Origin of the sequence: Streptomyces sp. NPDC002785 (genome assembly GCF_040295565.1) — a bacterium.
Classification (GTDB): Bacteria; Actinomycetota; Actinomycetes; order Streptomycetales; family Streptomycetaceae; genus Streptomyces.
This window is the reverse complement of record NZ_JBEOVN010000039.1, coordinates 22,961-44,994: the sequence shown is the minus strand read 5'-3', so window position 1 is coordinate 44,994 and position 22,034 is coordinate 22,961. Positions and strand designations below refer to the sequence as shown.

General features: G+C 69.8%; 21 protein-coding genes and 1 pseudogene. 13 read left to right on the top strand and 9 right to left on the bottom strand.

Translation table 11 applies throughout. The features are described from left to right. Both ABTZ94_RS12845 and ABTZ94_RS12840 read right to left on the bottom strand, forming a co-directional pair. Positions 1-1,007 (bottom strand): MFS transporter (locus ABTZ94_RS12845; protein ID WP_351200379.1); only part of this gene is annotated, 1,007 nt, incomplete at its 3' end. A 764-nt stretch (positions 1,008-1,771) separates the two neighbouring features. Beyond that, a pseudogene (locus ABTZ94_RS12840) lies at positions 1,772-2,269 on the bottom strand (transposase); the annotation flags it as partial. A 350-nt stretch (positions 2,270-2,619) separates the two neighbouring features. Here ABTZ94_RS12840 and ABTZ94_RS12835 point away from each other — a divergent pair. The 3 genes from ABTZ94_RS12835 (at position 2,620) to ABTZ94_RS12825 (ending at position 6,867) form a co-directional block, all read left to right on the top strand. Continuing rightward, positions 2,620-3,789, top strand: a complete 1,170-nt coding sequence (locus ABTZ94_RS12835; RefSeq protein WP_351200375.1) for a ParA family protein — start codon at positions 2,620-2,622, stop codon at positions 3,787-3,789. Further along, complete coding sequence (locus ABTZ94_RS12830) at positions 3,783-4,904, top strand: ParB/RepB/Spo0J family partition protein (protein WP_351200373.1); 1,122 nt, start codon at positions 3,783-3,785, stop codon at positions 4,902-4,904. The genes ABTZ94_RS12835 and ABTZ94_RS12830 overlap by 7 nt, the downstream gene beginning before the upstream one ends. A gap of 394 nt (positions 4,905-5,298) precedes the next feature. Continuing rightward, positions 5,299-6,867 carry an ISL3 family transposase gene (locus ABTZ94_RS12825; protein WP_351200367.1) on the top strand — a complete coding sequence of 523 codons (1,569 nt, stop codon included), beginning with the start codon at positions 5,299-5,301 and terminating at the stop codon, positions 6,865-6,867. Positions 6,868-7,007: 140 nt separating this feature from the next. Here ABTZ94_RS12825 and istB read toward each other — a convergent pair whose 3' ends face one another. Both istB and istA read right to left on the bottom strand, forming a co-directional pair. Continuing rightward, positions 7,008-7,799 (bottom strand): IS21-like element helper ATPase IstB, encoded by a 792-nt coding sequence (gene istB, locus ABTZ94_RS12820; RefSeq protein WP_351200371.1) that lies wholly within the window; start codon positions 7,797-7,799, stop codon positions 7,008-7,010. After that, a complete protein-coding gene (gene istA, locus ABTZ94_RS12815) occupies positions 7,799-9,346 on the bottom strand; it encodes an IS21 family transposase (RefSeq protein ID WP_351200369.1) in 1,548 nt (515 codons plus the stop codon). Before istA ends, istB begins: the two co-directional genes overlap by 1 nt. 179 nt (positions 9,347-9,525) lie before the next feature. On the opposite strand from istA, the gene ABTZ94_RS12810 reads away from it, so the two are divergent. Next, complete coding sequence (locus ABTZ94_RS12810) at positions 9,526-11,094, top strand: ISL3 family transposase (protein ID WP_351200367.1); 1,569 nt, start codon at positions 9,526-9,528, stop codon at positions 11,092-11,094. 104 nt (positions 11,095-11,198) lie between these two features. On the opposite strand, the gene ABTZ94_RS12805 is transcribed toward ABTZ94_RS12810, so the two are convergent. Further along, positions 11,199-11,351, bottom strand: coding sequence for a hypothetical protein (locus tag ABTZ94_RS12805; protein ID WP_351200365.1), 153 nt, complete (start codon positions 11,349-11,351; stop codon positions 11,199-11,201). Positions 11,352-11,390: 39 nt separating this feature from the next. Here ABTZ94_RS12805 and ABTZ94_RS12800 point away from each other — a divergent pair, with 39 nt between their 5' ends. Next, positions 11,391-11,924, top strand: coding sequence for a hypothetical protein (locus ABTZ94_RS12800; protein ID WP_351200363.1), 534 nt, complete (start codon positions 11,391-11,393; stop codon positions 11,922-11,924). A gap of 113 nt (positions 11,925-12,037) precedes the next feature. Here the strand turns inward: ABTZ94_RS12800 and ABTZ94_RS12795 are convergent, their stop codons facing one another. From ABTZ94_RS12795 to ABTZ94_RS12780, 4 genes are all read right to left on the bottom strand, one after another. After that, positions 12,038-12,340, bottom strand: a complete 303-nt coding sequence (locus tag ABTZ94_RS12795; protein WP_351200361.1) for a hypothetical protein — start codon at positions 12,338-12,340, stop codon at positions 12,038-12,040. Then, positions 12,337-12,513, bottom strand: coding sequence for a hypothetical protein (locus ABTZ94_RS12790; protein WP_351200359.1), 177 nt, complete (start codon positions 12,511-12,513; stop codon positions 12,337-12,339). The genes ABTZ94_RS12795 and ABTZ94_RS12790 overlap by 4 nt, the downstream gene beginning before the upstream one ends. 162 nt (positions 12,514-12,675) lie before the next feature. Next, a complete protein-coding gene (locus ABTZ94_RS12785) occupies positions 12,676-12,900 on the bottom strand; it encodes a DUF397 domain-containing protein (protein ID WP_351200357.1) in 225 nt (74 codons plus the stop codon). Then, positions 12,897-13,766: a helix-turn-helix domain-containing protein gene (locus ABTZ94_RS12780; protein WP_351200355.1), complete on the bottom strand. Its 870-nt coding sequence runs from the start codon at positions 13,764-13,766 to the stop codon at positions 12,897-12,899. The genes ABTZ94_RS12785 and ABTZ94_RS12780 overlap by 4 nt, the downstream gene beginning before the upstream one ends. Positions 13,767-14,089: 323 nt before the next feature. Between ABTZ94_RS12780 and ABTZ94_RS12775 the strand changes: the two genes are divergently transcribed. Genes ABTZ94_RS12775 through ABTZ94_RS12740 form a run of 8 tightly spaced genes read left to right on the top strand, consistent with a single transcriptional unit; the run spans position 14,090 to position 22,015 of the window. Next, the gene (locus ABTZ94_RS12775) at positions 14,090-14,602 is read left to right on the top strand and encodes an ATP-binding protein (protein ID WP_351200353.1); all 513 of its coding nucleotides are present in this window, start codon (positions 14,090-14,092) and stop codon (positions 14,600-14,602) included. 57 nt (positions 14,603-14,659) lie between these two features. Then, entirely contained in the window at positions 14,660-15,979 is a 1,320-nt protein-coding gene (locus tag ABTZ94_RS12770) for a nucleotide sugar dehydrogenase (RefSeq protein WP_502967232.1), read from the top strand. Then, positions 15,976-16,992, top strand: a complete 1,017-nt coding sequence (locus tag ABTZ94_RS12765) for an NAD-dependent epimerase/dehydratase family protein (RefSeq protein WP_351200349.1) — start codon at positions 15,976-15,978, stop codon at positions 16,990-16,992. The genes ABTZ94_RS12770 and ABTZ94_RS12765 overlap by 4 nt, the downstream gene beginning before the upstream one ends. Next, a complete protein-coding gene (locus ABTZ94_RS12760) occupies positions 16,992-17,738 on the top strand; it encodes a polysaccharide deacetylase family protein (RefSeq protein ID WP_351200347.1) in 747 nt (248 codons plus the stop codon). Before ABTZ94_RS12765 ends, ABTZ94_RS12760 begins: the two co-directional genes overlap by 1 nt. After that, the gene (locus ABTZ94_RS12755) at positions 17,735-18,970 is read left to right on the top strand and encodes a glycosyltransferase family protein (protein ID WP_351200345.1); all 1,236 of its coding nucleotides are present in this window, start codon (positions 17,735-17,737) and stop codon (positions 18,968-18,970) included. Before ABTZ94_RS12760 ends, ABTZ94_RS12755 begins: the two co-directional genes overlap by 4 nt. Then, positions 18,967-20,157 (top strand): N-acetylglucosamine-6-phosphate deacetylase, encoded by a 1,191-nt coding sequence (locus ABTZ94_RS12750; RefSeq protein WP_351200343.1) that lies wholly within the window; start codon positions 18,967-18,969, stop codon positions 20,155-20,157. Before ABTZ94_RS12755 ends, ABTZ94_RS12750 begins: the two co-directional genes overlap by 4 nt. Next, positions 20,154-21,257 carry a Gfo/Idh/MocA family protein gene (locus ABTZ94_RS12745; protein ID WP_351200341.1) on the top strand — a complete coding sequence of 368 codons (1,104 nt, stop codon included), beginning with the start codon at positions 20,154-20,156 and terminating at the stop codon, positions 21,255-21,257. Before ABTZ94_RS12750 ends, ABTZ94_RS12745 begins: the two co-directional genes overlap by 4 nt. Beyond that, positions 21,254-22,015, top strand: coding sequence for a 5-deoxy-glucuronate isomerase (locus ABTZ94_RS12740; protein ID WP_351200339.1), 762 nt, complete (start codon positions 21,254-21,256; stop codon positions 22,013-22,015). Before ABTZ94_RS12745 ends, ABTZ94_RS12740 begins: the two co-directional genes overlap by 4 nt. The last annotated feature ends 19 nt before the right edge of the window (positions 22,016-22,034 follow it).

The following is a 22,034-nucleotide window of genomic DNA, read 5'->3' as shown; positions in this document are numbered from 1 at the left end:
GCCGCGATCGCGGCCATCGCGGCCGCAGTGAACCCGATGCCGGCGAGCACGCACGCGCGTGTTCCCCACCGGCCCAGCAGGCGGGGCACGAGCATGGAGAAAACGATCAGCGAGAGGGCCAGAGGCAGCATCGTCAGACCCGCGCCGAGCGGGCCGATGCCCAACCGGTCCTGCAGATAGAAGGTGAACAGCAGAAACGAGGTCGACAGCGCCCCGCTCAGCAGCATCGTGGCCAGGTTGGCTGCCACACGCGTGCGGTTGGCGAAGAAGCGCAGCGGCAGCAGCGGGTTGCGCGAGCGTGTCTCGACCCTCACGAATCCGGCTCCGGCGGCCACCGCCCCGGCCAGCGCCCCCAGGACCACCCATGCGGGCGTTTTGGGTTCGCCGGCCTCGACTACGCCGAAGATGAACAGCAGCGGGCAAGCGGTCAGCAACAGCGCGCCGGGAAGGTCCAGCCGCGGGGCGTCCTTGGCTACGGGCCGGTCCCCCTCGACCAGGAAGACAGCGGCCAGCAGCACGATCAGGACGAACGGGACCGAGACCAGGAAGATCCACCGCCATCCGAGGTGGGCGGTGATGATTCCGGACAGGGCGAATCCGAGCACGAGACCGCAGCTGGCCACCGCCGCCCACACGCTCAGGGCCCGCGACCGGCGCGGACCTTCGGGGAACATCAGGACGATGGTGGCCATTGCAGCAGGCAGCGCGATGGCCTCACCGGCGCCCTGCAACAGGCGCGCGACCACCAGCAGCGCAAACGTGGGGGCCAGGCCCGCCAGCAGCGACGCGGCGCCGAACAGGCCGGTGCCGAGCAGCAGCACGCGCCGCCGCCCGAGCAGGTCGCCCAGCCGGCCACCGAGCATCAGCAGCCCACCACCGGCGACCGTGTACCCGACCACGACCCAGGTCAGAGCGTGCCCGTCAACGTCGAAGTCAGCGCCGATCGAGGGCAGGGCGATGTTGACCACGGTCACGTCGACCGCGATGAAGAACTGCAGCATGGACACTGCGCACAGCATCAGCCATGCGTGTGCCGGGGACGGGCTATGCCCGCGGGAAGAAAGGATGCCTGGAAGCATCAGGTGCTCCGTCGCTCAGAAGAAGTTCTGAGCAGCACAAACGTGCCGCTCCGGTCTGATCACGAAGCGGCTGGACGTCCAGGAGGAGTGTGTGAGTCGAACGTCCCGCCGCTAGCGGGACGTCCTGGTCACTGCGGCGCAAGCGGCCGCACACGAAGCAGCAGACATGCCGTGAACGCTACCAGGGCGGAGACGCCCGGTTCAGGCACCTGTCTGACGTCTCATCTCTTCACTCGTAGGCCCGTTCTGCAGAGCTTCCTGGGCACGGGAAGCTCGTCGCCGCGGAGCACCTATCCGCGCGATCTCTTACATGCCTGACGTTCGATCGGCACCGGAGATAACGGCGGCCGCCTCTCGGGTCGAAACTCACGCAGCGTTCGAATCCTCGGTGTGCTCTGGTGCCTCCCGAAGCGGTGAACATCTGCTGTCCGTTCTCAGGTTCTGGCTCAACTTCCGTGACGCGCGCACGCTGAGTGACAACCGAAGCTCGGATCGGCCTCCGGAAAGCTGCCTGAAATTGACCCACGCCGATCTCGGTATGGCCGACAGTGTGGCGTTGTGAAAGAGACGTTGCTCCGGCTGGAGAAGCTGTTGTTCCCGTCCATCGCAGACGTGACGGACCCGATCTCATGGACAAAGCCACTCCCACGGGATCCTCCTGCAGCACCGCACCGCGAGAGAGTGAGCCGACCGAGCGGGCGGGTACGCCACTCGTTCATCGAGTCCAGGGCCTTGTCGGTGATCGTGGAGATCGTCTCCTTGGAGGTCTTCATCCCGTACACCTCCTCGAGGTGCGCGACGATCTCCCCCGAGGCCATGCCGCGGGCGGTCAGCGAGAGCACCATCTCGTCCAGCGCGCCGGTGCGACGGGCACTTTTGGGCAGGATGCGGGGCCGGAAGGTGCCCAGCCGGTCACGGGGGATCTGCAGCGTGATCGGCCCGACCTCGCTCATCACCTTTTTCGTGCGATACCCGTTGCGGCCGTTGCCGCCCGTACGCGAGCCCCGCCCGCCGCCGCGCTCGGCCTCGGCGGCCAGATGCTCATCCAGCTCGGCCTCCAGAGCGGCCTGCATCAGGTGCTGCGTGACCGCGGGCAGCAGACCGTCCTCGCCGACCGGCCTCAGCCCGCCGCCGGGTGGGCCAGCAGCGTCAGCGCGTCCAGCAGGTCCAGGCTCAGCCCGTCCACGTATGGCGGCCGCGGTCGGCGTCACGGTGGGGCGGGACACGAAACCCTGGCCCCCACCACGCCCCGACGCACCGTCAGAGACCCAAGCAGCCAGCAACGTGACAGCGCCCTATGAGGGGCTGTTCGTCGAACCGCAACTCCCGGCAGGGGGCAAGCGACGACGAAGCCTTTCTCGAGCTGGAGGAGCCGAAACGGATTATCACGCCGTGATAATCCGCAGCGGGCGGTGAGGGTGACCGCAGCTCAGCCCGGGATTATCACGCCGTGATATTTGCTGCCGCTGGATGGGCGAAACGCCATCAGAAACGACTATCCGGGTATCACCCATCCACCGAAAGTCAGTAAGGTGACGCCATGGCCTCTCCCTACCCTGACGGCGACCGGGAAAAGGTGGCGTCCAAGCTGCCCTCGGTGCTCCGCCAAGAACTCAAGATCCGTGCCGCTGAACTCAGCCTGGACATCCAGGACGCCGTCACCGCAGCTGTGCAGGACTGGCGGCAACTCCCCCACGGAGGCCCGGCGGTCGATACGTCCGGCGCCGAGTCGTACAGCACCTGGCTGCCTGTCGGCCTCTACGACGACTTCAAGAGCACTTGCACCGAGCGCGGCGTCTCCTACACTCAGGGCCTTGCCCAGTCAGTACGCCGCTGGCTCGACGCACACCCCTCCCCCGGCGGCGCCCCCACAGGCGACATCCCCCAGCGAAAAATCGTGTGCAACCAGAAGGGCGGCGTCGGCAAGACCGCCGTCTCCGCAGGCATCGCCCAGGCCTACGCCGAGGAAGGCAAGAGGGTCCTCCTCGTCGACTACGACCCGCAGGGTCACCTCAGTCAGCAACTCGCTGTCGAGCAGATCCCGCCCGGCCACGACAGCCTCGTCTCCCACATGTGCGACGAAGGTTCCGGCGACCTCCGCGACCTAATCGTCGTCATAGACGATCCGCGGTTCGAAAAGCGACTCAACCTGCTGCCCGCCTGCTTCGACGGCTTCCTCCTGGACGCGAAGATCGCGATCCAGTCCATGGACCGCAGCAAGCGCGGCGTCCAGAAGGAAAGCGCCCTGGAACGCGCACTGATCAAAGTCGAAGCGGACTTCGACGTCATCGTCGTCGACTGCCCGCCCAGCCTCGGCATCGCCATGGACGCCGCCCTGTACTACGGACGCCGCCGCCAAGGAGAACCCCAAGGCGCTTCCGGCGTCATCATCCCCGTGCTCGCCGAAGACTCCTCCGCCACCGCGTACTCCATGCTGGCCGGACAGATCGAGGACATCCGCGACGACTTCCAACTCGACATCGACTACCTCGGCCTCGTCGTGAACCTCTACGACAGCCGCCGCGGCGTCGTCGCCACCTCATCCCTGCAGCAGTGGCGCGACATCGGAGACCCCCGCGTCCTCGCCATCATCGGAGACCTCAAGGAACAGCGCGAAGCCGTCAGGATGCGAAAGCCGCTCCTCTCCTACGCGCCGCACAGCGGCCAGGCCGAAGCCATGCGCCAGATCGCCCGGGGCGCCGCATGGTGACCAAGTCAGAACAGTTCGCCCGGTCCTCCGCGTTCAGCCGAGCCGGCGGAGCCCGAAGCGCCCGACGCAACGCGATCGATGCCATAGGGCAGAAGCCCGCGCCCACCGAACTCCCGGTCGGGCTCATCTCCCAGAACCCCGACAACCCGCGCGATCACCTGCGGGACCTGAACGACATGACGGAGACCGTCCGGCACGTCGGGGTCGTCAACGCCATCACAGTCGCCACAATCGACGCCTACCTTGCCGAGCGGCCCGAACGTGCCGGAACCCTCGACCCGGGCACCACCCACCTCGTCATCGACGGCCACCGCCGGCTCGAGGCCGCACGCCGCGCAGGCCTGGACACCATCAAGGTGACGGTCCACGACGCCCTGGTCTCCACCGACGAATCGCTCCTCGAGGCCGCGTTCGTATCGAATTACCACCGCGACAACATGACGGAGCTCGAGGAAGCGATCGCTCTCGAGAAGCTCGTGAAGTTCTACGGCGGCCAGTCGAAGGCAGCGAAGCGCCTGGGTATCGGACAGTCCACGATCTCGTCCAAGTTGTCGTTCCTGAAGCTCAGCCCCGAACTGCAGGCCGACCTGGCAGAGGGGCGACGGACAGGCGAGCAGCTTCGCAACCTTGGCAAGCTGAGCCCTGAGGAACAGCGCGCGCAGGCTGATGCGCGTGCTGCGGAAGCCCGCCAGCGCCCAGAGAAAGCCACCAGGCCGGTTCAGCCCGAGCCTCAGGCGAAGACGGAACCGCAGGATTATCACGCCGTGATAATCGACCCATCGGAAGCTCCACCTTCCGTAGCGGACGCGGCAACGCCGCCGCTGCCGGAGCAGCCCCGAGTGCCCGCTACGGGCAGGGGATCGGAGACGGCCAACGAATCTGTGGAGGTTCCCGAGCCTCGGCTGGCCGCAGTGAGCTCCCCCGCCACCGAGGAGGTCTCGGATCAGGCTGCGCGCCGCCTGCCGTCCCAGGATCCGGATGAACTCAAGGAGTTGGTCATCGCGGAGTTGCCGAAGAGAGCACGTCGTGACCTGACGCGGAAACTCCTTCGGTACATGACTACTGAGGACACCCAATCGGACACCAGAGAGGCACCTGCGCCTGCTGGCACGTGACCTTGCAAAGCCGGCCCCGTTCTCCCGCCTGCCGGTGGGGAGCGGGGCCGTTGTCGTGTCCGGCCGGTTCCGGTCGAATTCCTTCCCCTTGCCGCAGTTGGGACCACCGCCGACGCGGCGACGGTCACGGTGGCGCGCCGGCGCCTGAGGCGCTCCCGTTGCCGGGCGCAGTGGGGTCAGCGGAGCGCGAGGCCTGTCATCAGATCGACCGGACTCGCGTCCCGGGTGGACGAGGTCCGGCGATGTGCGGAGGTATGAGAAGCAACCTGGGAGGGATGTGTGTCCTTGCCTTCGCGGAGCTGACGGTGATGTGTCAATGGCCTTGAAGTTCTGGCTCTGTCGCGAGTTCCGTGATTCCCGAGATGTTGATCTCCCCGGCTCGTGATCATGCCGGATGCTCATCGCTGATCTTCTCGCCGTCCTGTTCCCGCACTTCGCGCGTCTGCGCGTCGAGTCCATGGACGTCGTGGGCCGTACGGTCCGCATTCGGGCGCGAGGCCAGGAGCCCTCGGCGGCCTGCCCGGGGTGCGACACAGTGTCGAGGCGGGTGCACAGCCGGTACGAGCGCAAGATCTCCGATACCGCGATCTCGAACCAGCAGGCCCTGATCCATCTGCAAGTTCGCCGGTTCTTCTGCGACAGCGCCGGCTGCGAACGGCGGACCTTCGTCGAGCAGATACCCGAGCTGACCTTCCGGTATGGACGCTGCACCGTGCTGCTGCGCACGATCAGGGAGGCGATCGCCCTCGCGCTCGGCGGCAGGGCCGGCGCCCGGCTGACCGAGCTGCAGGCCATCGGCCTCGGCAAGGACGCCCTGCTCCGGCTGATCCGCGCCCTGCCCGACCCCGACGTGAAGGCCGTCCGGGCCCTGGGCGTCGACGACTTCGCGCTGAAACGCGGCCACCACTACGGAACGATCCTGATCGACATGGAGAAGCGACGCCCCGTCGACCTCCTGCCCGAACGCTCCGCCGACTCCCTGGCCGCATGGCTCACCGCCCACCCCGGCACCGAGATCATCTGCCGTGACCGCGCCCACTGCTACGCCGAGGGCGCAGACCGGGGCGCCGGCACCGCTACCCAAGTCGCCGACCGCTTCCACCTCTGGAAGAACCTGGGCGAGGCCACCGAACGCCTGGTCAAACGCCTCCGCTCGCAATGGACCCCACTACCACCTGAGAAGGAGCAGGCCACGCTGCCCGAGAAGCCCGAGGGACCACGCGCCCGGCTGGCCCGTGAACGGCATACCGCCGTGCACGCGCTCATGGACAAGGGCGTCAACCACTCCGGCATCGTCGCCGAGCTCCGGCTCGACCCCAAGACCGTCCGCAAGTTCATGCGCGCAGCCACCCCGGAGGAGCTGATCAGCAGCGGCCCCACCGGCCGACGCAGCATCCTCGACAACCACGCCGCCTACCTGATCGCCCGGTTCACCGAGGGCTGCACCAGCTCCGACCGCCTCCACCAGGAGCTCGTCGCACGCGGCGTTCCGGTCAGCGAGCGCACCGTCCGCCGCTTCGTCCACGACCTCAAGAAGAACAACCAGCCCGCCAGCGCGCCCCTCGCCCCCAAGGCCCGCGAGGTCACCACCATCGTCCTCACCCACCCCGACAACCGCACCGAAGATGACCGCGTCACTCTCAAGGAACTCCGCGACCGCTGCCCCGATCTCGACGCCGCCTGCGACCTCGTCGCCCGGTTCGCCGACATCCTCGTCAATCTCCGCGGCCAGGAGAAGCTCGCGCAGTGGACCACCGACGCCGAGGCGAGCACCCTGCCTGAGCTGCGGGGGTTCGCGACGGGCCTGCGCAAGGACTGGGGCGCTGTCATGGCCGGCCTCAGCCTGCACTGGAACTCCGGCCCCGTCGAAGGACACGTCAACCGGATCAAGATGCTCAAGCGGCAGATGTACGGCCGGGCCAAGCCTGACCTCCTCCGCAAACGCGTACTCCTCTGCCACTGAAGATCAACATCTCGGGAATCACGGAACTCGCGACAGAGCCGAAGTTCTCCCCGTAGGCGGCCAGGTTTTGTCCCCACTGGCGGCCTGCGAGTTCTCCCCGACGGCGGCCAGATATCTCCCCGCCGTCAAGGGGGTCGTGCTCAGCTGAAGGGCTTCACCCCCTGTCCGGAAGTGGCCTGGGTGAGCCGGAAACTGTCACCCTGAGTGACCACGATGTGAGCGTGGTGCATGAGCCGGTCGACGGTCGCGGTGGCCAGAGTCTTGGGCATGATCTCGTCGAATCCGGACGGATGAAGGTTGCTGCTCACGGCCAGCGCCCTCCTTTCGTAGGCGGCATCGACCAGGCGGTAGAAGCCCTCGGCGGCATCCGGGGAGACCGGCAGGAGGCCAATATCATCGATGATGATCAGGTCGGAGCGGATCAGCCGGGTCAGCGCCTTGGCGATGGAGTCGTCGGCGCGGTGGCGGCGGACAAGGGCGCCGAGGTCCTCGATGGAGAACCAGGCGACCGCCATGCCGGCCTCGACCGCGGCCTGGCCAAGCGCCTCGCACCAGTGGCTCTTGCCCGTGCCCGAGGGGCCAACTACACAAAGATTTTCCCTGCGTTGGACCCATTCCAGACTCTTGATCGCGTCCTGGGTGGCGCGGGGGATGGAGGACGCGGACTCCTCCCAGTCGCCGAAGGTCTTGCCGGCGGGGAAGCCGGCCCGCTTGCGGCGGGTGTGCAGGTTCGCGCGGTCGCGGCCGGCGGCTTCCTCCGAGAGCAGGACGCGGACGACTTCGGCGGGATCCCATCGCTGGGCCTTCGCGGTGGGGACAATGTCAGTCAACGCCTTGCGGATATGGGGGAGTTTGAGGCGGCGGGTCAGCTCGATCGCCTCGGCGAGCGGGTCGCCGTTGCTGGCGGAGACAGTGCGGAGCGCGGTGGCCATCAGCGGGTGCCTTCTTCTTCGTGCTCGTCGTCGGTGTCGTGCTCGCCGGTGGGGGCGGATGCACCGAAGCGGGACCAGGCCGAGGTGCCGGGCTGCAAACTGTGCCTCTCGCTGGCGCGGGTGGGCTCCAGGGCCTCGTGACCGACCTGGTAGTCGAGGATGGAGAGCAGGTCCTTCTCGGCGAACCGGCCGGTGAGTGCGGCGGTGCCCAGCGCCCGGTCGACCTGCGCGGTGGAGTAGAGCTTGGAGAGGGCGACGGCCTCGGCCATCTTCGCCTCGACCTTGCGGGTCCCGGCGGTCGCGGCCTCGACCAGCCAGGTCGCGGCGCCCGGCCCGATCATCAAGAAGGCGGCATCGAAGGCGTTGGTGGCCTTGGGGGTGCGGTCGCTCTCCTTGTTCTCCCGCGGCGGGTAGTGCGCGTCGTCAAGGACCGGGGTCCCCGCACTGCCGCGCGGGTGGCGGGCGACCTCGAGTGCGTGGCCGTCGGCCGCGTCGACGGCGGTCACGATCAGCTCGTCGCCGTGGAAGCGGGCCCAGACCCGGGTGTCGATCAGCTCGTGCGGGACTGAGTAGCGCACGCCTTCGACGGAGATCGTGGCGTCCCAGCAGACCCGGCGGGTCGTGCCGAAGGCGACGGTGAAGGGCTGCTTGGGCAGCGGGTGCAGGCGGGTGCGTTCCTCGGCGAGCATCTCGACGGGAGTGCGCTTGGTCTCGCGGTGGACCCGGTTGTTCACCTCTTCACAGAACGTGCGGCAGGCCCGCTCCAGAGAAGCGAAACTCCCGTACTCTTCAAGGAGGTTGACGTCCTTGGGTACCAGATCGGCCTTGGCGATACGGACGGTCGCCTCGCTGCCGCCCTTGGTCTCGGGGTCGGCGGGCAGACACGTGCGGATCGTCATCCCGTAGTGCTTGGCGACCTCGACGATCTCGGGGTTGCGGACCGCGATCCCCGCGATGTGGCTGGTGGTGACGGTCTTCTCGTTGTCCGTCAGCGCGTAGGCCGGCACCCCGCCGATCCGCCGCAACGTGGCGTCCAGGCAAGCAGTGATCGTCGGCAGAGTCTTGTCCCAGACCGGGATCACGACGCGGAAGCGGGACCAGGCCACCCACGCGCACCACAGCGAGGTCCGTCGCCCGTTGATCTGCGGGCCCTCGCCCCAGTCCCATTGGATCCAGAGCCCCGGCTCCGTGATCCATGGCCGGTAGACCCGCCGCTGACCCGCCCTGAACTGGGCTTTCGCCTCGGCGACCGTGCGGCGGGTCGTGCGCTCCCCGCCCGTGAAGCCCATCGCGGATATCCGCTTGTGCACGACGTCGGCCCGGATCCTGCCGTTCGAGCGGACCACCAGCTCTTCGATCTTCGGCAGGTACGCGTCGATCGCACGATCGCGGTGGCGACGGGCCTGCGGGTGCTGCCCGGCGGCCCGCATCTTCACATATCGGGCCACCGTGTGGTGGTCGCACCCGGCGAGCTCGGCCGCCTGACGGTAACTGCCCGTGAGGTCGTACGCCTCGAGGATTTCCATGATCTCCCTGCTGTTCTTCACCCGCTCGAGCTTCGCCGACCGGGTAGGTCTGGGGCGAGCGGGGAGATATCTGGCCATCCGCGGGGAAACCCGTGGCCATCAGTGGGGCCGCAAATGGCCGCCTATGGGGAGTATGTCGGCTCTGTCGCGAGTTCCGTGATTCCCGAGATGTTGATCTCCCCGGCTCGTGATCATGCCGGATGCTCATCGCTGATCTTCTCGCCGTCCTGTTCCCGCACTTCGCGCGTCTGCGCGTCGAGTCCATGGACGTCGTGGGCCGTACGGTCCGCATTCGGGCGCGAGGCCAGGAGCCCTCGGCGGCCTGCCCGGGGTGCGACACAGTGTCGAGGCGGGTGCACAGCCGGTACGAGCGCAAGATCTCCGATACCGCGATCTCGAACCAGCAGGCCCTGATCCATCTGCAAGTTCGCCGGTTCTTCTGCGACAGCGCCGGCTGCGAACGGCGGACCTTCGTCGAGCAGATACCCGAGCTGACCTTCCGGTATGGACGCTGCACCGTGCTGCTGCGCACGATCAGGGAGGCGATCGCCCTCGCGCTCGGCGGCAGGGCCGGCGCCCGGCTGACCGAGCTGCAGGCCATCGGCCTCGGCAAGGACGCCCTGCTCCGGCTGATCCGCGCCCTGCCCGACCCCGACGTGAAGGCCGTCCGGGCCCTGGGCGTCGACGACTTCGCGCTGAAACGCGGCCACCACTACGGAACGATCCTGATCGACATGGAGAAGCGACGCCCCGTCGACCTCCTGCCCGAACGCTCCGCCGACTCCCTGGCCGCATGGCTCACCGCCCACCCCGGCACCGAGATCATCTGCCGTGACCGCGCCCACTGCTACGCCGAGGGCGCAGACCGGGGCGCCGGCACCGCTACCCAAGTCGCCGACCGCTTCCACCTCTGGAAGAACCTGGGCGAGGCCACCGAACGCCTGGTCAAACGCCTCCGCTCGCAATGGACCCCACTACCACCTGAGAAGGAGCAGGCCACGCTGCCCGAGAAGCCCGAGGGACCACGCGCCCGGCTGGCCCGTGAACGGCATACCGCCGTGCACGCGCTCATGGACAAGGGCGTCAACCACTCCGGCATCGTCGCCGAGCTCCGGCTCGACCCCAAGACCGTCCGCAAGTTCATGCGCGCAGCCACCCCGGAGGAGCTGATCAGCAGCGGCCCCACCGGCCGACGCAGCATCCTCGACAACCACGCCGCCTACCTGATCGCCCGGTTCACCGAGGGCTGCACCAGCTCCGACCGCCTCCACCAGGAGCTCGTCGCACGCGGCGTTCCGGTCAGCGAGCGCACCGTCCGCCGCTTCGTCCACGACCTCAAGAAGAACAACCAGCCCGCCAGCGCGCCCCTCGCCCCCAAGGCCCGCGAGGTCACCACCATCGTCCTCACCCACCCCGACAACCGCACCGAAGATGACCGCGTCACTCTCAAGGAACTCCGCGACCGCTGCCCCGATCTCGACGCCGCCTGCGACCTCGTCGCCCGGTTCGCCGACATCCTCGTCAATCTCCGCGGCCAGGAGAAGCTCGCGCAGTGGACCACCGACGCCGAGGCGAGCACCCTGCCTGAGCTGCGGGGGTTCGCGACGGGCCTGCGCAAGGACTGGGGCGCTGTCATGGCCGGCCTCAGCCTGCACTGGAACTCCGGCCCCGTCGAAGGACACGTCAACCGGATCAAGATGCTCAAGCGGCAGATGTACGGCCGGGCCAAGCCTGACCTCCTCCGCAAACGCGTACTCCTCTGCCACTGAAGATCAACATCTCGGGAATCACGGAACTCGCGACAGAGCCAGTATGTCTTGGCCACGGTCACCCGCCGCAACGTGGCGCCCACGCCGGGCGCTTGCCGGAGGTGTCAGGCCGCACCACTCCGGGCCCGGCCCTGCTGGGCGTCTTCGACGTGGCGTCCGAGGAAGAGCGCCGTGTACTCGATCTCCCGCTCGGTGGTGGTGGAGTAGTCGATGCGGCCGGTGCGGTGGCCGGGCTCCCGGTACAGGCAGCGGGCCAAGCCCCGGCACACGAGATGACGCCGTCGGTTGGGGTACTGGTGCCCGCCGGAACCATCTACCGGCGCCGGACCGAGGCCCTGACGGTGGAGGCCGGACTGGTTGCCGCGACCTGGGCGGCCGACCTGAACGACCAAGGCGACGTCGCCGCCGTCACCGACCACGTCCGGGCGTCCCTGGAGGCCGACATCGCGAAGGCTCAGGGCGAGTTCATGGCGATGATGGAGCCGGGCGAGCTGGACACGGACCCGGCCGGTGCGGCATCCGTGCTCGCCTTCGCCGCGCTCCAGGCCGTGGAGCAGGCGCTGCCGGAGTACCGCAGCAGCGCGCTGGGGCGGCTGGGTCGGACCGAGGAAGCCGAAGCGGAGGCGCGCCGGGCGTACAAGACCGAGCAGGGCCGCCGCTGGTTCCAGCACAACCCGAACGGCGCGGACGCCATCGCCGCCGCGACGAAGGCCGCCGACACGGCCCGGGAGCGCACGGCGCAGTACCTGCTGACGGCGCGCCTGGAGCAGTTGCGCGACCTCCACGCCCAGATCACTGCGGAATGCGTCCAGCTGCGCCGCCAGTGGTAAGAGCCTGAGCGGCTTCATTAACTCCCGGCGCATCCAGAAGCGGCTCGGCTACCTCAGTCCGGTCGACTGAGACGCGGGTTCCCCAGCGCTGGTGCCGGTCCTGCTTTCACCACTTACTCCTTCACTGTGGGGCATTCCTCGCAGGTGAGCCGCATGTTCAGCAATCCCGCACTGCCAACAGTGCGGTCTGTCTTGCAGGTGCCGCACCACTCGTCTTCTTTGCGGTCGGCGTGCGCCTGCGGCCCGGGGATCCCGTCCCGGATCTGTATGGCGATTTCTCGGGCAAGTTCGGGCAGCTCCAGGCTGACGGTATCGATCGCCTGCTCGGGTGTAGTGGCTCGGGCGGCGATGTAGGGGCCGATGGCCGCCGCTGCGGCGGCGAATGCTGCCGCCCTGATCTGCTGTTCCTGGTTCATGTGCTCACTCCTTGCTGGTTGTTCGCGTGACGACTGGGTTGCTGGCGCGCTGGCGTGGGGAATCCGTAGATCTCGCTGTACCGGACCAGGATCCTCACCGTGTCGAGTTCGGGGGCGTCGGGCCCGTACTCCTCAGTGGCTGCCGCCAGCAGGGCGTTAGGCTCGCCGCCCATCAGGCGGGGGCCAGGGTCGGCCCAGTCCTCGTAGTACTTGCCGGGCGGGTTGAGCGAGTACAGAGTGTCCGCCTTCCTGGGGCGGGGTGTTCGCGGCGGGCGGGGTCCGATGCGCTTCGCAGCTGCCGCCCGCCGGGCAGCTTCACCTACAGCCGGCCGGGCTCACATGGCGCCGTCGATCACGGCCTGGCGGAACGCGTTCCACTCTGGGGCGGTGTAGCGCAGAGCGGGCAGGTGCTTGTTCTTCGAATCGCGCAGGGCGATGCCGCCAGGCAGGTCGGTGATCTCCACGCACTGGCCTTCTCCGGCGCTGTACGGGGACTTGCGCCACTCTGCGTCGGTGAGGTCGTGGGCGTGCAGGTCGGCCTTGGCGGTGATGCGGTTCATGTGGGGTTTCCTTCTTTCATTCGGTTGGTGATGCGGGCCAGTGAGTCACTGACCGGCAGGGCTGCGGCGACGATCTGGCCGAACGCGTCGTCGTAGAGCTTCACGGCGTTGGTGCCCTCGACGTAGCTGGTGCCCGTGAGGTTTTCGAACTGGACAACGGTCGGCATGGGGGCGGGGAAGGAGACCAGGTCGAAGGCTCCGGCGCCGCCGGGGTGCGGGGTGGCGTCCAGCGGCATGACCTGGATGGTGACGCCGGGTACCTCGGAGGCATCGAGCAGGCGCTGGAGCTGGTCGCGCATGATGTGCGGGCGGTCGGAGAAGCGCCGGTGGAGCACGGCTTCGTCGATGACCGCCCAGAGTTTCAGGGGGCGTTCGGGCCGGCTGAGGATGGCCTGGCGGGCCAGGCGCACTTCGGTGAGCGCGGTGACCTCCTCGGGAGTGCGGGTGATGGCGTTCGCAGCGATGGTCTCGCGGGCGTAGACGGCGGTCTGGAGCAGGCCGGGGATGAGCAGGGGCGCGTAGATCTGGAGGCTCTCGGCGTCCGACTCCAGCGAGATGTAGTCGGAGTAGGCGGGGGCAACCACCCCGTAGGTCTGCCACCACCCGGTCTTGGAGGCGTCCTTGGCCAGGCCCTCCAGGGCGGTGACCACCTCGGGGTCGGTGACGCCGTACTCCTTCAGCAGCGGGGCGACGACCGGCGGGCGGATGTGCGCCTTGGCGTTCTCGATCCGGGAGAGCTTGCTGGAGTCCCAGCCCATCGCCGCCGCGGCGGCTTCCAGACTCATTGAGGCGTCATTGCGCAGGCGTCGCAGCATGCCGCCGAGGCGGCGTCTGCGGACCGTGGGAATCAGGGGAACGGTAGGCATGTAAAGGGGTCATCTCTCTGTGCGTGTCCGGAGTGGTGGTGGGGTACGGCACGCTCCCTTCCGGGTGTCGGCCGCCCGGAGTCGGGTGCAACTCCCTTCCATTCGGGCGCTGGTGAGCGCGTTACGGGGGCAGTGTGGTGTGACGCCATACAGGGGTGCAAGTCGATGGAACTCATGTTCTTCTTTTGGGGATTCCAACCCCAAGGTTGCATCCATTGACCCCAGAGGTGCATCCTGCCGGGACAGGAAAGTGACGGCTCGTCATTCCTTGATCACTCTTTGACGTTCAGTCACGCATGTCCGCTCCGGCCAAAGGCCCTCACATGACGATGACGACGACCGCCGTGCACGCCGCGGCGACCGGCCACCCCGCCTACACCGAGACCATGCCTTGCCGGCCCGAAAGCGCCCGCAAGGCCCGGATGCTCCTCACCCTGGCGCTGTCCGCGTGGGACCTGGACGAGCTCCTCGACGACGCCAAGCTCGTCGTGTCCGAGTTCGTCGGCAACTCGGCGAAGCACACCGGCTGCCACCTCATCCGCGTCACCGTCACCCGCCTTAGCCCCGACCGCGTACGTGTCGCCGTCATCGACAAGTCCGTGACCAAGCCCGCTCCGCGCACCGCCACCGCCGACGCCGAGAACGGCCGTGGCCTGGCGGTCGTCGCCGCCCTCACCGAGACCACCGGCGCCGACACCTTCCGCTGGGGCAAACGGACCTGGGCGGACCTGCGCATCCCCGGAGCCGGGCACCGGCCCACGACACCTGGTGCGGGGCGGGAATCGCAGCGATACCCCCACGGGCCCCGCCCTTCTTCGATCTTGAGGAGCACCTGAATGTTCAGTGTGTCCACACCGGCGAGTCCGCGAACACCGTTTGCGGCCGGGGAGGTTGTGCAGGAAGCCGACCGCCCCGCTGACGTGAGTTCCCAGCGGGTCCTGGTCGTCGGCCAGGGCTACGTGGGTCTTCCACTGGCGTTACGCGCCGCCCAGATGGGCCACCGTGTGGTGGGTCTCGACACCGATGTACAGCGCGCCGAGGCTTTGGCGTGCGGCAGTTCACCGGTCGAGGACATCACCGCGGCGCAGTTGGGGTTGCTGCTGCGTGACGGCACCTACCACCCCACCGCGACGCTGGACGACGCGGCGGGGTTCGACGTGGCGGTGATCGCGGTACCGACTCCGCTGCACGAGGGCGTCCCTGATCTGTCGTACGTGATTGCGGCCGGCCGGACTGTGGGCCGCTACCTGCGCGAGGGGGCGTTGGTGGTGCTGGAGTCCACCAGCTACCCGGGCACGACTCGGACCGTCCTGGGCCCGGTGCTGGAGGAGGTCTCCGGGCTGCGGATGGGCAGCCAGTTCGCCCTGGGGTTCAGCCCGGAACGGATTGACCCGGGCAACCGGCTGTGGACGCTGGCGACGACACCGAAGATCGTCAGCGGCATCGACGCGGCGTCGCTGGAGCGCACGGCCGCCTTCTACGGTGGGTTGGTCGAGCGCGTCGTGCCGGTGGGCCGGTGCGAGGAGGCGGAGCTCGCGAAGCTGCTGGAGAACACCTTCAGGGCTGTGAATATCGCGTTGGTCAACGAGCTGGCGGAGTTGGCCCGCGATACCGGCCTGGACTTGCGCGAGGCGGTGGCTGCTGCGGCGACGAAGCCGTTCGGGTTCATGCGCTTCGACCCCGGTCCCGGCATCGGGGGCCACTGCCTGCCGATCGACCCCGTGTATCTGTCGTGGTGGGCGGCTCAGGCCCGTGGCCAGGGCTCGCGCCTGATCGACCTCGCCGCGCGGATCAACGGCGCTCGCCCCGCCTACGTGGTGAACCGGGTGAGGCAGCGCCTCGCCTCGCGGGGCCGGTCGCTCGACGGCGCGCGGGTGCTGCTGTTGGGCCTGGCCTACAAGCCCGGCAGCAGTGATCTGCGCGAGTCCCCGGCGCTGGAGGTGGCCCGTCTGCTGGCGGCCCGCGGCGCGCAGGTCAGCGCGACGGACCCCTTCGTGGACCCGGCCGCCGCCCCGGCCGCGCTCGACGGCGTACGGCTGGTGTGCGCGACCGATGACGAGCTGGCTGCCGCGGACGCCGTGGTACTGCTGACCGACCACGAGGTCTTCGACTACGACCAGGTGGCAGCCCGCTCCCCCTTCGTGCTGGACTGCCGGGGCCGGCTGGCCGACCGCCTGACCGCCGCGGCCACCGTCACCGTGGAGCAGTTGTGAGCGGCGGACTGCGGGTTACCGTCACCGGCGGGGCCGGATTCATCGGTTCGAACCTGGTCTCCTGGCTGCTGCGGCACCCGGCGATCGGCCGGGTCACGGTCGTGGACGACTGCTCCACCGGCAGCATGAGCCTGCTGGGCAGCGACCTGACGGACACCGACTTCCGCCGTGGAAGCGTGCTCGATGCGGGCCTGTTGGACCAGGCCGTGGCCCGCGCCGACGCCGTGGTGCATCTGGCCGCGCTGCCGTCCGTTCTCCGGTCGGTGCTCGACCCGTTGGCCAGCCACCACGCGAACGCCACCGGCACGCTCCAGGTCCTGGAGGCAGCCCGCCGCGCCGGCGGGCCGCTGGTGGTGGCGGCTTCGTCGTCGTCCGTCTACGGCGCTCAGCCGATCCTGCCCAAGTCGGAAGACAGCCGGGCGATGCCGCTGAGCCCGTACGCGGTCACGAAGCTGGCGACCGAGGCGTATCTCGGGGCCTACCAAGCCTGTTACGGCCTGCCGGTGCTGCCGCTGCGGTTCTTCAACGTCTACGGCCCCCGGCAGCAGGCCGGGCACCCGTACGCGGCCGTCGTGCCGACCTGGATCGACGCCGCCCTGTCCGGCCGGGCGGTCACCGTCCACGGCGACGGCACCCAGAGTCGTGATCTGACGTGCGTGGACACGGTGTGCCAGGTGATCACGACCGCGATCACCGACCGGGTGACGTCGCCGTGGCCGGTGAACCTGGCGCTGGGCACCCGGACCTCGCTGCTGGACCTGATCGACCTGTTGGGGGACGTGCTCGGCTCCCCGCTGCGGGTCGAGCACACCGGGCCCCGGCCTGGGGACGTGGCCCACTCGCAGGCCGATCCCTCCCGGCTGCTCGGCCTGTTCCCGGGCGCGGCCGCGGTTCCGCTGCGCGAGGGACTGGAGCGCACCGTCGCCTGGCACCGCGAGCAGCGCGCCGCGGGCGCCCGCTCCGGGCAGGCCGGGCAGCGGCCCGCCGGTGGCTCGCACGCCGGGGGGAGCTGATGCACATCCTGATGTACCACCTGGTCCAGGAGCTGCCCGGTCCGATGGCCGTGCCACCGGACCGCTTCGCCGGACAGATGAAGCTACTGGCGACCGGCCCCTACACGGTAATGGCCGAGGGCGACCTGCACACGATGGTCACCCGCGGCGTCCCCCTGCAGGCGAACGCCGTTCTGATCACCTTCGACGACGGCTACGCCAACACCGTCACCACCGCGCTGCCGGTGCTGGAACGGCTCGGCCTGCCCGCCGTAATGGCGGTGTGCGGCGGCTACCTCGCCGGGGACCGGCCGCGCCACGTCCGGCATCCGGTGCAGGAGATGGCCGATCTCGACCAGGTGCAGCAGTGGGCGGCTTCCGGGCGCGCCGTCGCCGCGCACAGCTACACCCACCAGCGGCTGACCGCCGTCAGCGATCTGGCTCTGGCCTGGCAGACTGCCGGCGACCGCGAGGTGCTGACCGAGCTGCTGGGCCGGGCGCCGCACACGTTCGCCTACCCCTACGGCGCCTATGACGCCCGCGTGCAGCGGGCCGTCGCCGAGCTGTACCCGCTGGCGCTGGCCACCGACGAGCACCACCGCGCCGACCTGCACCATCCCTACGCCCTGTCCCGCATCCAGGTCGATCCCGGCTGGAGTCCGGCCGCGTTCCGGGCGGCTCTGGCCAGCGACACCGACCCGGCCGCCGCCCAGCGTGCCGCCCGTGAAACCGACGCCCGAACCTGCCCCGAGGAGCGCAGCCGATGACGAACACCGGTGCCCGCACCGTCGCCCTGTACTGGCACAACGGCCGCTCCCTGGGCCACACCTCCCGTACGGCGAAGGTGACCCGCTACCTGTTGCGCTCGCCCGAGCCGTACTCGATCGCCGGGATCACCGGCGCCTACCGGGGCCTGGACCTGCTCCCGCCCGAGGTGGACATCATCAAGGTCCCGTCGTTCGCGAACTTCGACGACCCGTCCGGCTGGAACCTGCGCCCGCGCCTGGCCATGGATCAGGGTGCCCTCCACCAGGTCCGCGCCGACCTCATCACCGCCTTCCTGCGCCGCTACCGGCCCGAGGTGCTGATGAGCGACCACATCCCCCGCGGCACCGACGACGAGCTGGTGCCCGCGCTTCAGGCCCGGTACGCCGAGCATGCCGTGCTCAGCCTGCGCGGTGTGCTGTTCGACCGGGACAAGACGTTGCGCAAGTACTTCGGCGACCCGGGACGCGGCCCGTGGGTGCTGGACCACTACTGCCAGTTCAACGTGCACACCCACCCGGAGGTCTTCGACCTTGCGGACTACTACACGATTCCGCAGGAGGCCGCCGACCGCCTGCACTACACCGGCTACCTTGCCGAGCCGTACACGCTGCCCCGGGACCAGGCCCGCGAGCAGGTCGGAGTCGGCCCCGACGAGCGGCTGATCGTCGCCGCGATGGGCGGCGGCCAGGGCGCCGGGGATGTGTGGCGTGCCCTGTCCGCGGCCTTGCGCGGCCGACGCGACCTGTTCGACCGGGCCCTGCTGGTCACCGGCCCCTACCTGGAACCCGAAGCCCAGCGGGCGTTGCGGCAGTTGTGGGAGAGCGACCCGGCAGTGGAGATCCGGACCTACGAGCCGGACCTGCTGCCGTGGATGCGGGCCTCCAACCTGTTCGTCGGCGCCGCCGGGGCGAACAGCCTGGGCGAAGTCCTGGCCACCGGCGCCAACGCCATCGCCATCCCCCGGCAGGTCCGGGAGATCGAACAGCAGGTTCACTCCCAGCGCCTGCACGAGCTGGGCCTGCTGCGGAAGGTCGATCTCCCGGACGTCCTGGGCGGCGCGCTGGACCGCGCGGTCCAGCTGGCCTTCACCGAGCCGCTGGCCCCGGACGGAACCCGCTACCTGTGGGACGGCGGAGCCTACGACCGCCACCTTCCCGGCGGCCCCCGCGGCACCGCGTGCGCCTGCACCACCGCCCGATCCGCCTCAGCCGTGCCGGGAGGACGCCTGTGACCGGCCTGGGGACCACCAGCTGTGCGGTCGTCCACTCCGGCACCGTGATCCACGCCGCCCCCGGGCAGACGCGCACCGGCCACGTGCTGATCTGCCGGGGCCGCGTGAGCCGCGACTGCCCCCACGACCCGGTGCCGATCGACGCCAGCGGCTGCCTGGTCAGCCCCGGCCTGGTGGACATCCACGTCCACGGCGCGCTCGGCCACGACCTGACCGAACCCGAACCGGCCGCCTGGCGCCGAGTACTCGAAGCGCACCTGCACGCGGGCACGACCACCGTGCTGGCCACCCTGGCGAGCACCGGCCCCGCCGAGACGGCCGCCGCGCTGGCCACCGCCGCCAAGCTGATCGCCGATCAGCAGGCCCCCACCCTGGCCGGGGTCCACCTGGAAGGCCCGTGCCTGGCCCCCGAGCAGCGCGGCGCACACGACCGCGCTCACCTGCGCCCGGCCGCGCAGGTCCTGCGCGAGCTGACGCCGCTGCCCGAGGCCCTGCACATGGTGACCCTCGCGCCGGAACTACCCGGCGCCGACGCGCTGATCACCTACCTGGTCGAACAGGGGGTACGGGTGGCGGCCGGGCACAGCAGCGCCACCCCCGAGCACCTGGCCCGCGCCCGCCGGCTCGGCTTGAGCCACCTCGCGCACCTGTGGAGCGGCCAGTCCGCGCTGACCCGCCCAGCGCTGCACCGGCTCCCGGGCCTGCTGGAAGCGTCACTCGCGTCCGACGAGCTGACGGCCGAAGTCATCGCGGACGGCCACCACCTGCCCCCGGCCCTGCTGACCATCGCCCTGCGCTGCCTGGGGCCGGACCGGCTGTGCCTGGTCTCCGACGCCACCGCCGGAACCGGACTGGCCCCCGGATCAGCCTTCCGCACCGGGGCGAGCACCGGACGGGTCCACGACGGCTACGCCGCCACCGAGGACCACACCAGCCTGTGCGGCAGCGTCACGCCCCTGGCGGTCACCGTCGCCCGGATGCGGGAGCTGACCGGCGCCTCGGTCGAGGACGTGGTGACGATGGCGACCGCCACCCCCGCCCGCGCGGCCAGCCTGTACCCGCGCAAGGGCAGCCTGCTTCCCGGGGCAGACGGCGATGTCGTCCTGTTCGGCCCGGACCTGAGCGTGCGCGCGGTCGTACTCGGCGGGCGCCCGGTCACCGGTGCCCTCCCGGACGGTGACCGGTGAAGCAGCCGCTGCAGGTTCTGCTGATCGGGGCCGGCACCCGGACCCGAAAGGTCTACGGCCCCTGGCTGTCCGGCCTGCCGCCCTACCAGGCGGAGCCGGTCCGGCCGCTGGCCGTGCTGGACACCGACACGGAAGCCGCCCGGAACGTGGCCCGCGATCTGCCCGGCGCGGCCGCCGCCCGTCCGCAGGACCTGGACCGCATCCTGACCGGCAGCCGGCCCGACCTGGTGGTCGTCGCCACCCCCGACGCGAGCCACCGCGACTACGTAGCCCGCGCCCTCGCCGCGGGCTGCACGACGCTGGTGGAGAAGCCGCTGGCGACCACCGTCGAGGACGCCTTCGCCCTCGTCCACGCCGCCGAAGACACCTCCGCGCGGCTGCTGGTCGGCCACAACCTCCGCTTCACCAACGTCCACAGCCAGGTCCGCGCCCTGCTGGCCAGCGGTCACATCGGGACGGTGACCGGCGCCGACTTCCACTACACCCTGGGCATGTCGCACTCCCGCAGCTACTTCACCCGCTGGCACCGCACCCGCGCCGCCTCCGGCGGACTGCAGGTCACCAAGGCCAGCCACCACCTGGACCTGCTGGCCTGGTGGCTCGGCGCACACCCCATCGCGGTCACCGCCCTGCTGGAGCACCGCCACTACCTGCCCGGCAAGGACGGCATCCCGGCCGACGCCGACATCCACGACAGCCTGCACGCCCTAATCCAGTACACCTCCGGCGCCACCGTCCACTACGCGCTGACCCTGAACGCGCCCGCCGAGGGCTACACCTGCACCCTCCGCGGAACCGAGGGGGTCTGCACCGTCCACTACGACGCCCGGTCCGGCCCTCACACCGTGCACCTGCACACCAACTCCGGCGGGGACGGTGCCCGCTGGCGGATCGCCCGGGAGGAGGGAACCCACGCGGGCGCGGACCGCCGCATGCTCATGGCGCTGCCTCAAGCTGTGGCGCCCGGCACCCCGCCGAACTTCGCCACCGCCGCCGAGGCGGCCCTCGCCGTCGCCACCGGCACCACCATGTACGACTCCAGCCGCCAGGGCCGACGCCTGCCGGTTCCCCAGCCCACCGCCCCAGGAGAGCCACGATGAACCCCACCACCGCACGCACCCCCAACGGCCTGGACCTGACCTACCACCAGATCCCCCCAGGCGAGCGGCTCGCCCTGAGCGCCCGCCCCGAGCAGGAGACTGCGCTGATCCTGCTCTCCGGCCAGCTCACCGCAGCCCTGCCCGACGGTGACCACACGGTCGAGCGCACCGACCCCTTCACCGCGCCCGCGGCCGGCTGGCACCTGCCGCCCGGCACGGAGGCGACCGCGACCGCCGGCCCCAACGGCGCCGAGGTGGTCGAGGTGCACTCACCGATCACCGCAGCGCCCCCCGAGGCCAAGGACACCACCGCGATCACCGCGATCACCGCGCCCGAACGGGAGGTCCGCGGCAGCCAATCGTTCGAGCGCCACGTCACCACCCTGCTCCAGCCGCCGCAGACCTCCGGTCTGCTGCTGGGCGAAACCCTCGCGCGGGACGGCCGTTGGTCCACCTACCCGCCGCACCGCCACCAGCACAGCAACCCGCCCGCCGAAACCGCGCTCCAGGAGGCGTTCGCCTTCCGGGTCCGCCCCTCCAGCGGCTTCGGTGTCCTGCTCACCTACGACGAGAGCGTTCACGACGCCCACAGCACGGTGATCACCGACACCAGCCTGGCCACCGTCCCCAGCGGCTACCACACCATCGCCGCCGCGGCGGGACACGACCTCTACTACCTGTGGGCCGCGCACGGCGAAGCCGACACCCGCCTGGCCATGCACACCGACCCGGCCCACGCCTGGCTCCTGGACTCCTGACTGCAGGAGTCCATGCCGC

Excerpts from the sequence above, each read along its gene's own strand:
- ABTZ94_RS12835 (WP_351200375.1), top strand. The coding sequence starts at position 2,620 with ATGGCCTCTCCCTACCCTGACGGCGACCGGGAAAAGGTGGCGTCCAAG.
- ABTZ94_RS12830 (WP_351200373.1), top strand. The coding sequence starts at position 3,783 with ATGGTGACCAAGTCAGAACAGTTCGCCCGGTCCTCCGCGTTCAGCCGA.
- ABTZ94_RS12825 (WP_351200367.1), top strand. The coding sequence starts at position 5,299 with ATGCTCATCGCTGATCTTCTCGCCGTCCTGTTCCCGCACTTCGCGCGT.
- istB (WP_351200371.1), bottom strand. The coding sequence starts at position 7,799 with ATGGCCACCGCGCTCCGCACTGTCTCCGCCAGCAACGGCGACCCGCTC.
- ABTZ94_RS12810 (WP_351200367.1), top strand. The coding sequence starts at position 9,526 with ATGCTCATCGCTGATCTTCTCGCCGTCCTGTTCCCGCACTTCGCGCGT.
- ABTZ94_RS12795 (WP_351200361.1), bottom strand. The coding sequence starts at position 12,340 with ATGAACCAGGAACAGCAGATCAGGGCGGCAGCATTCGCCGCCGCAGCG.
- ABTZ94_RS12790 (WP_351200359.1), bottom strand. The coding sequence starts at position 12,513 with ATGGGCGGCGAGCCTAACGCCCTGCTGGCGGCAGCCACTGAGGAGTAC.
- ABTZ94_RS12785 (WP_351200357.1), bottom strand. The coding sequence starts at position 12,900 with ATGAACCGCATCACCGCCAAGGCCGACCTGCACGCCCACGACCTCACC.
- ABTZ94_RS12780 (WP_351200355.1), bottom strand. The coding sequence starts at position 13,766 with ATGCCTACCGTTCCCCTGATTCCCACGGTCCGCAGACGCCGCCTCGGC.
- ABTZ94_RS12775 (WP_351200353.1), top strand. The coding sequence starts at position 14,090 with ATGACGATGACGACGACCGCCGTGCACGCCGCGGCGACCGGCCACCCC.
- ABTZ94_RS12760 (WP_351200347.1), top strand. The coding sequence starts at position 16,992 with ATGCACATCCTGATGTACCACCTGGTCCAGGAGCTGCCCGGTCCGATG.
- ABTZ94_RS12755 (WP_351200345.1), top strand. The coding sequence starts at position 17,735 with ATGACGAACACCGGTGCCCGCACCGTCGCCCTGTACTGGCACAACGGC.
- ABTZ94_RS12740 (WP_351200339.1), top strand. The coding sequence starts at position 21,254 with ATGAACCCCACCACCGCACGCACCCCCAACGGCCTGGACCTGACCTAC.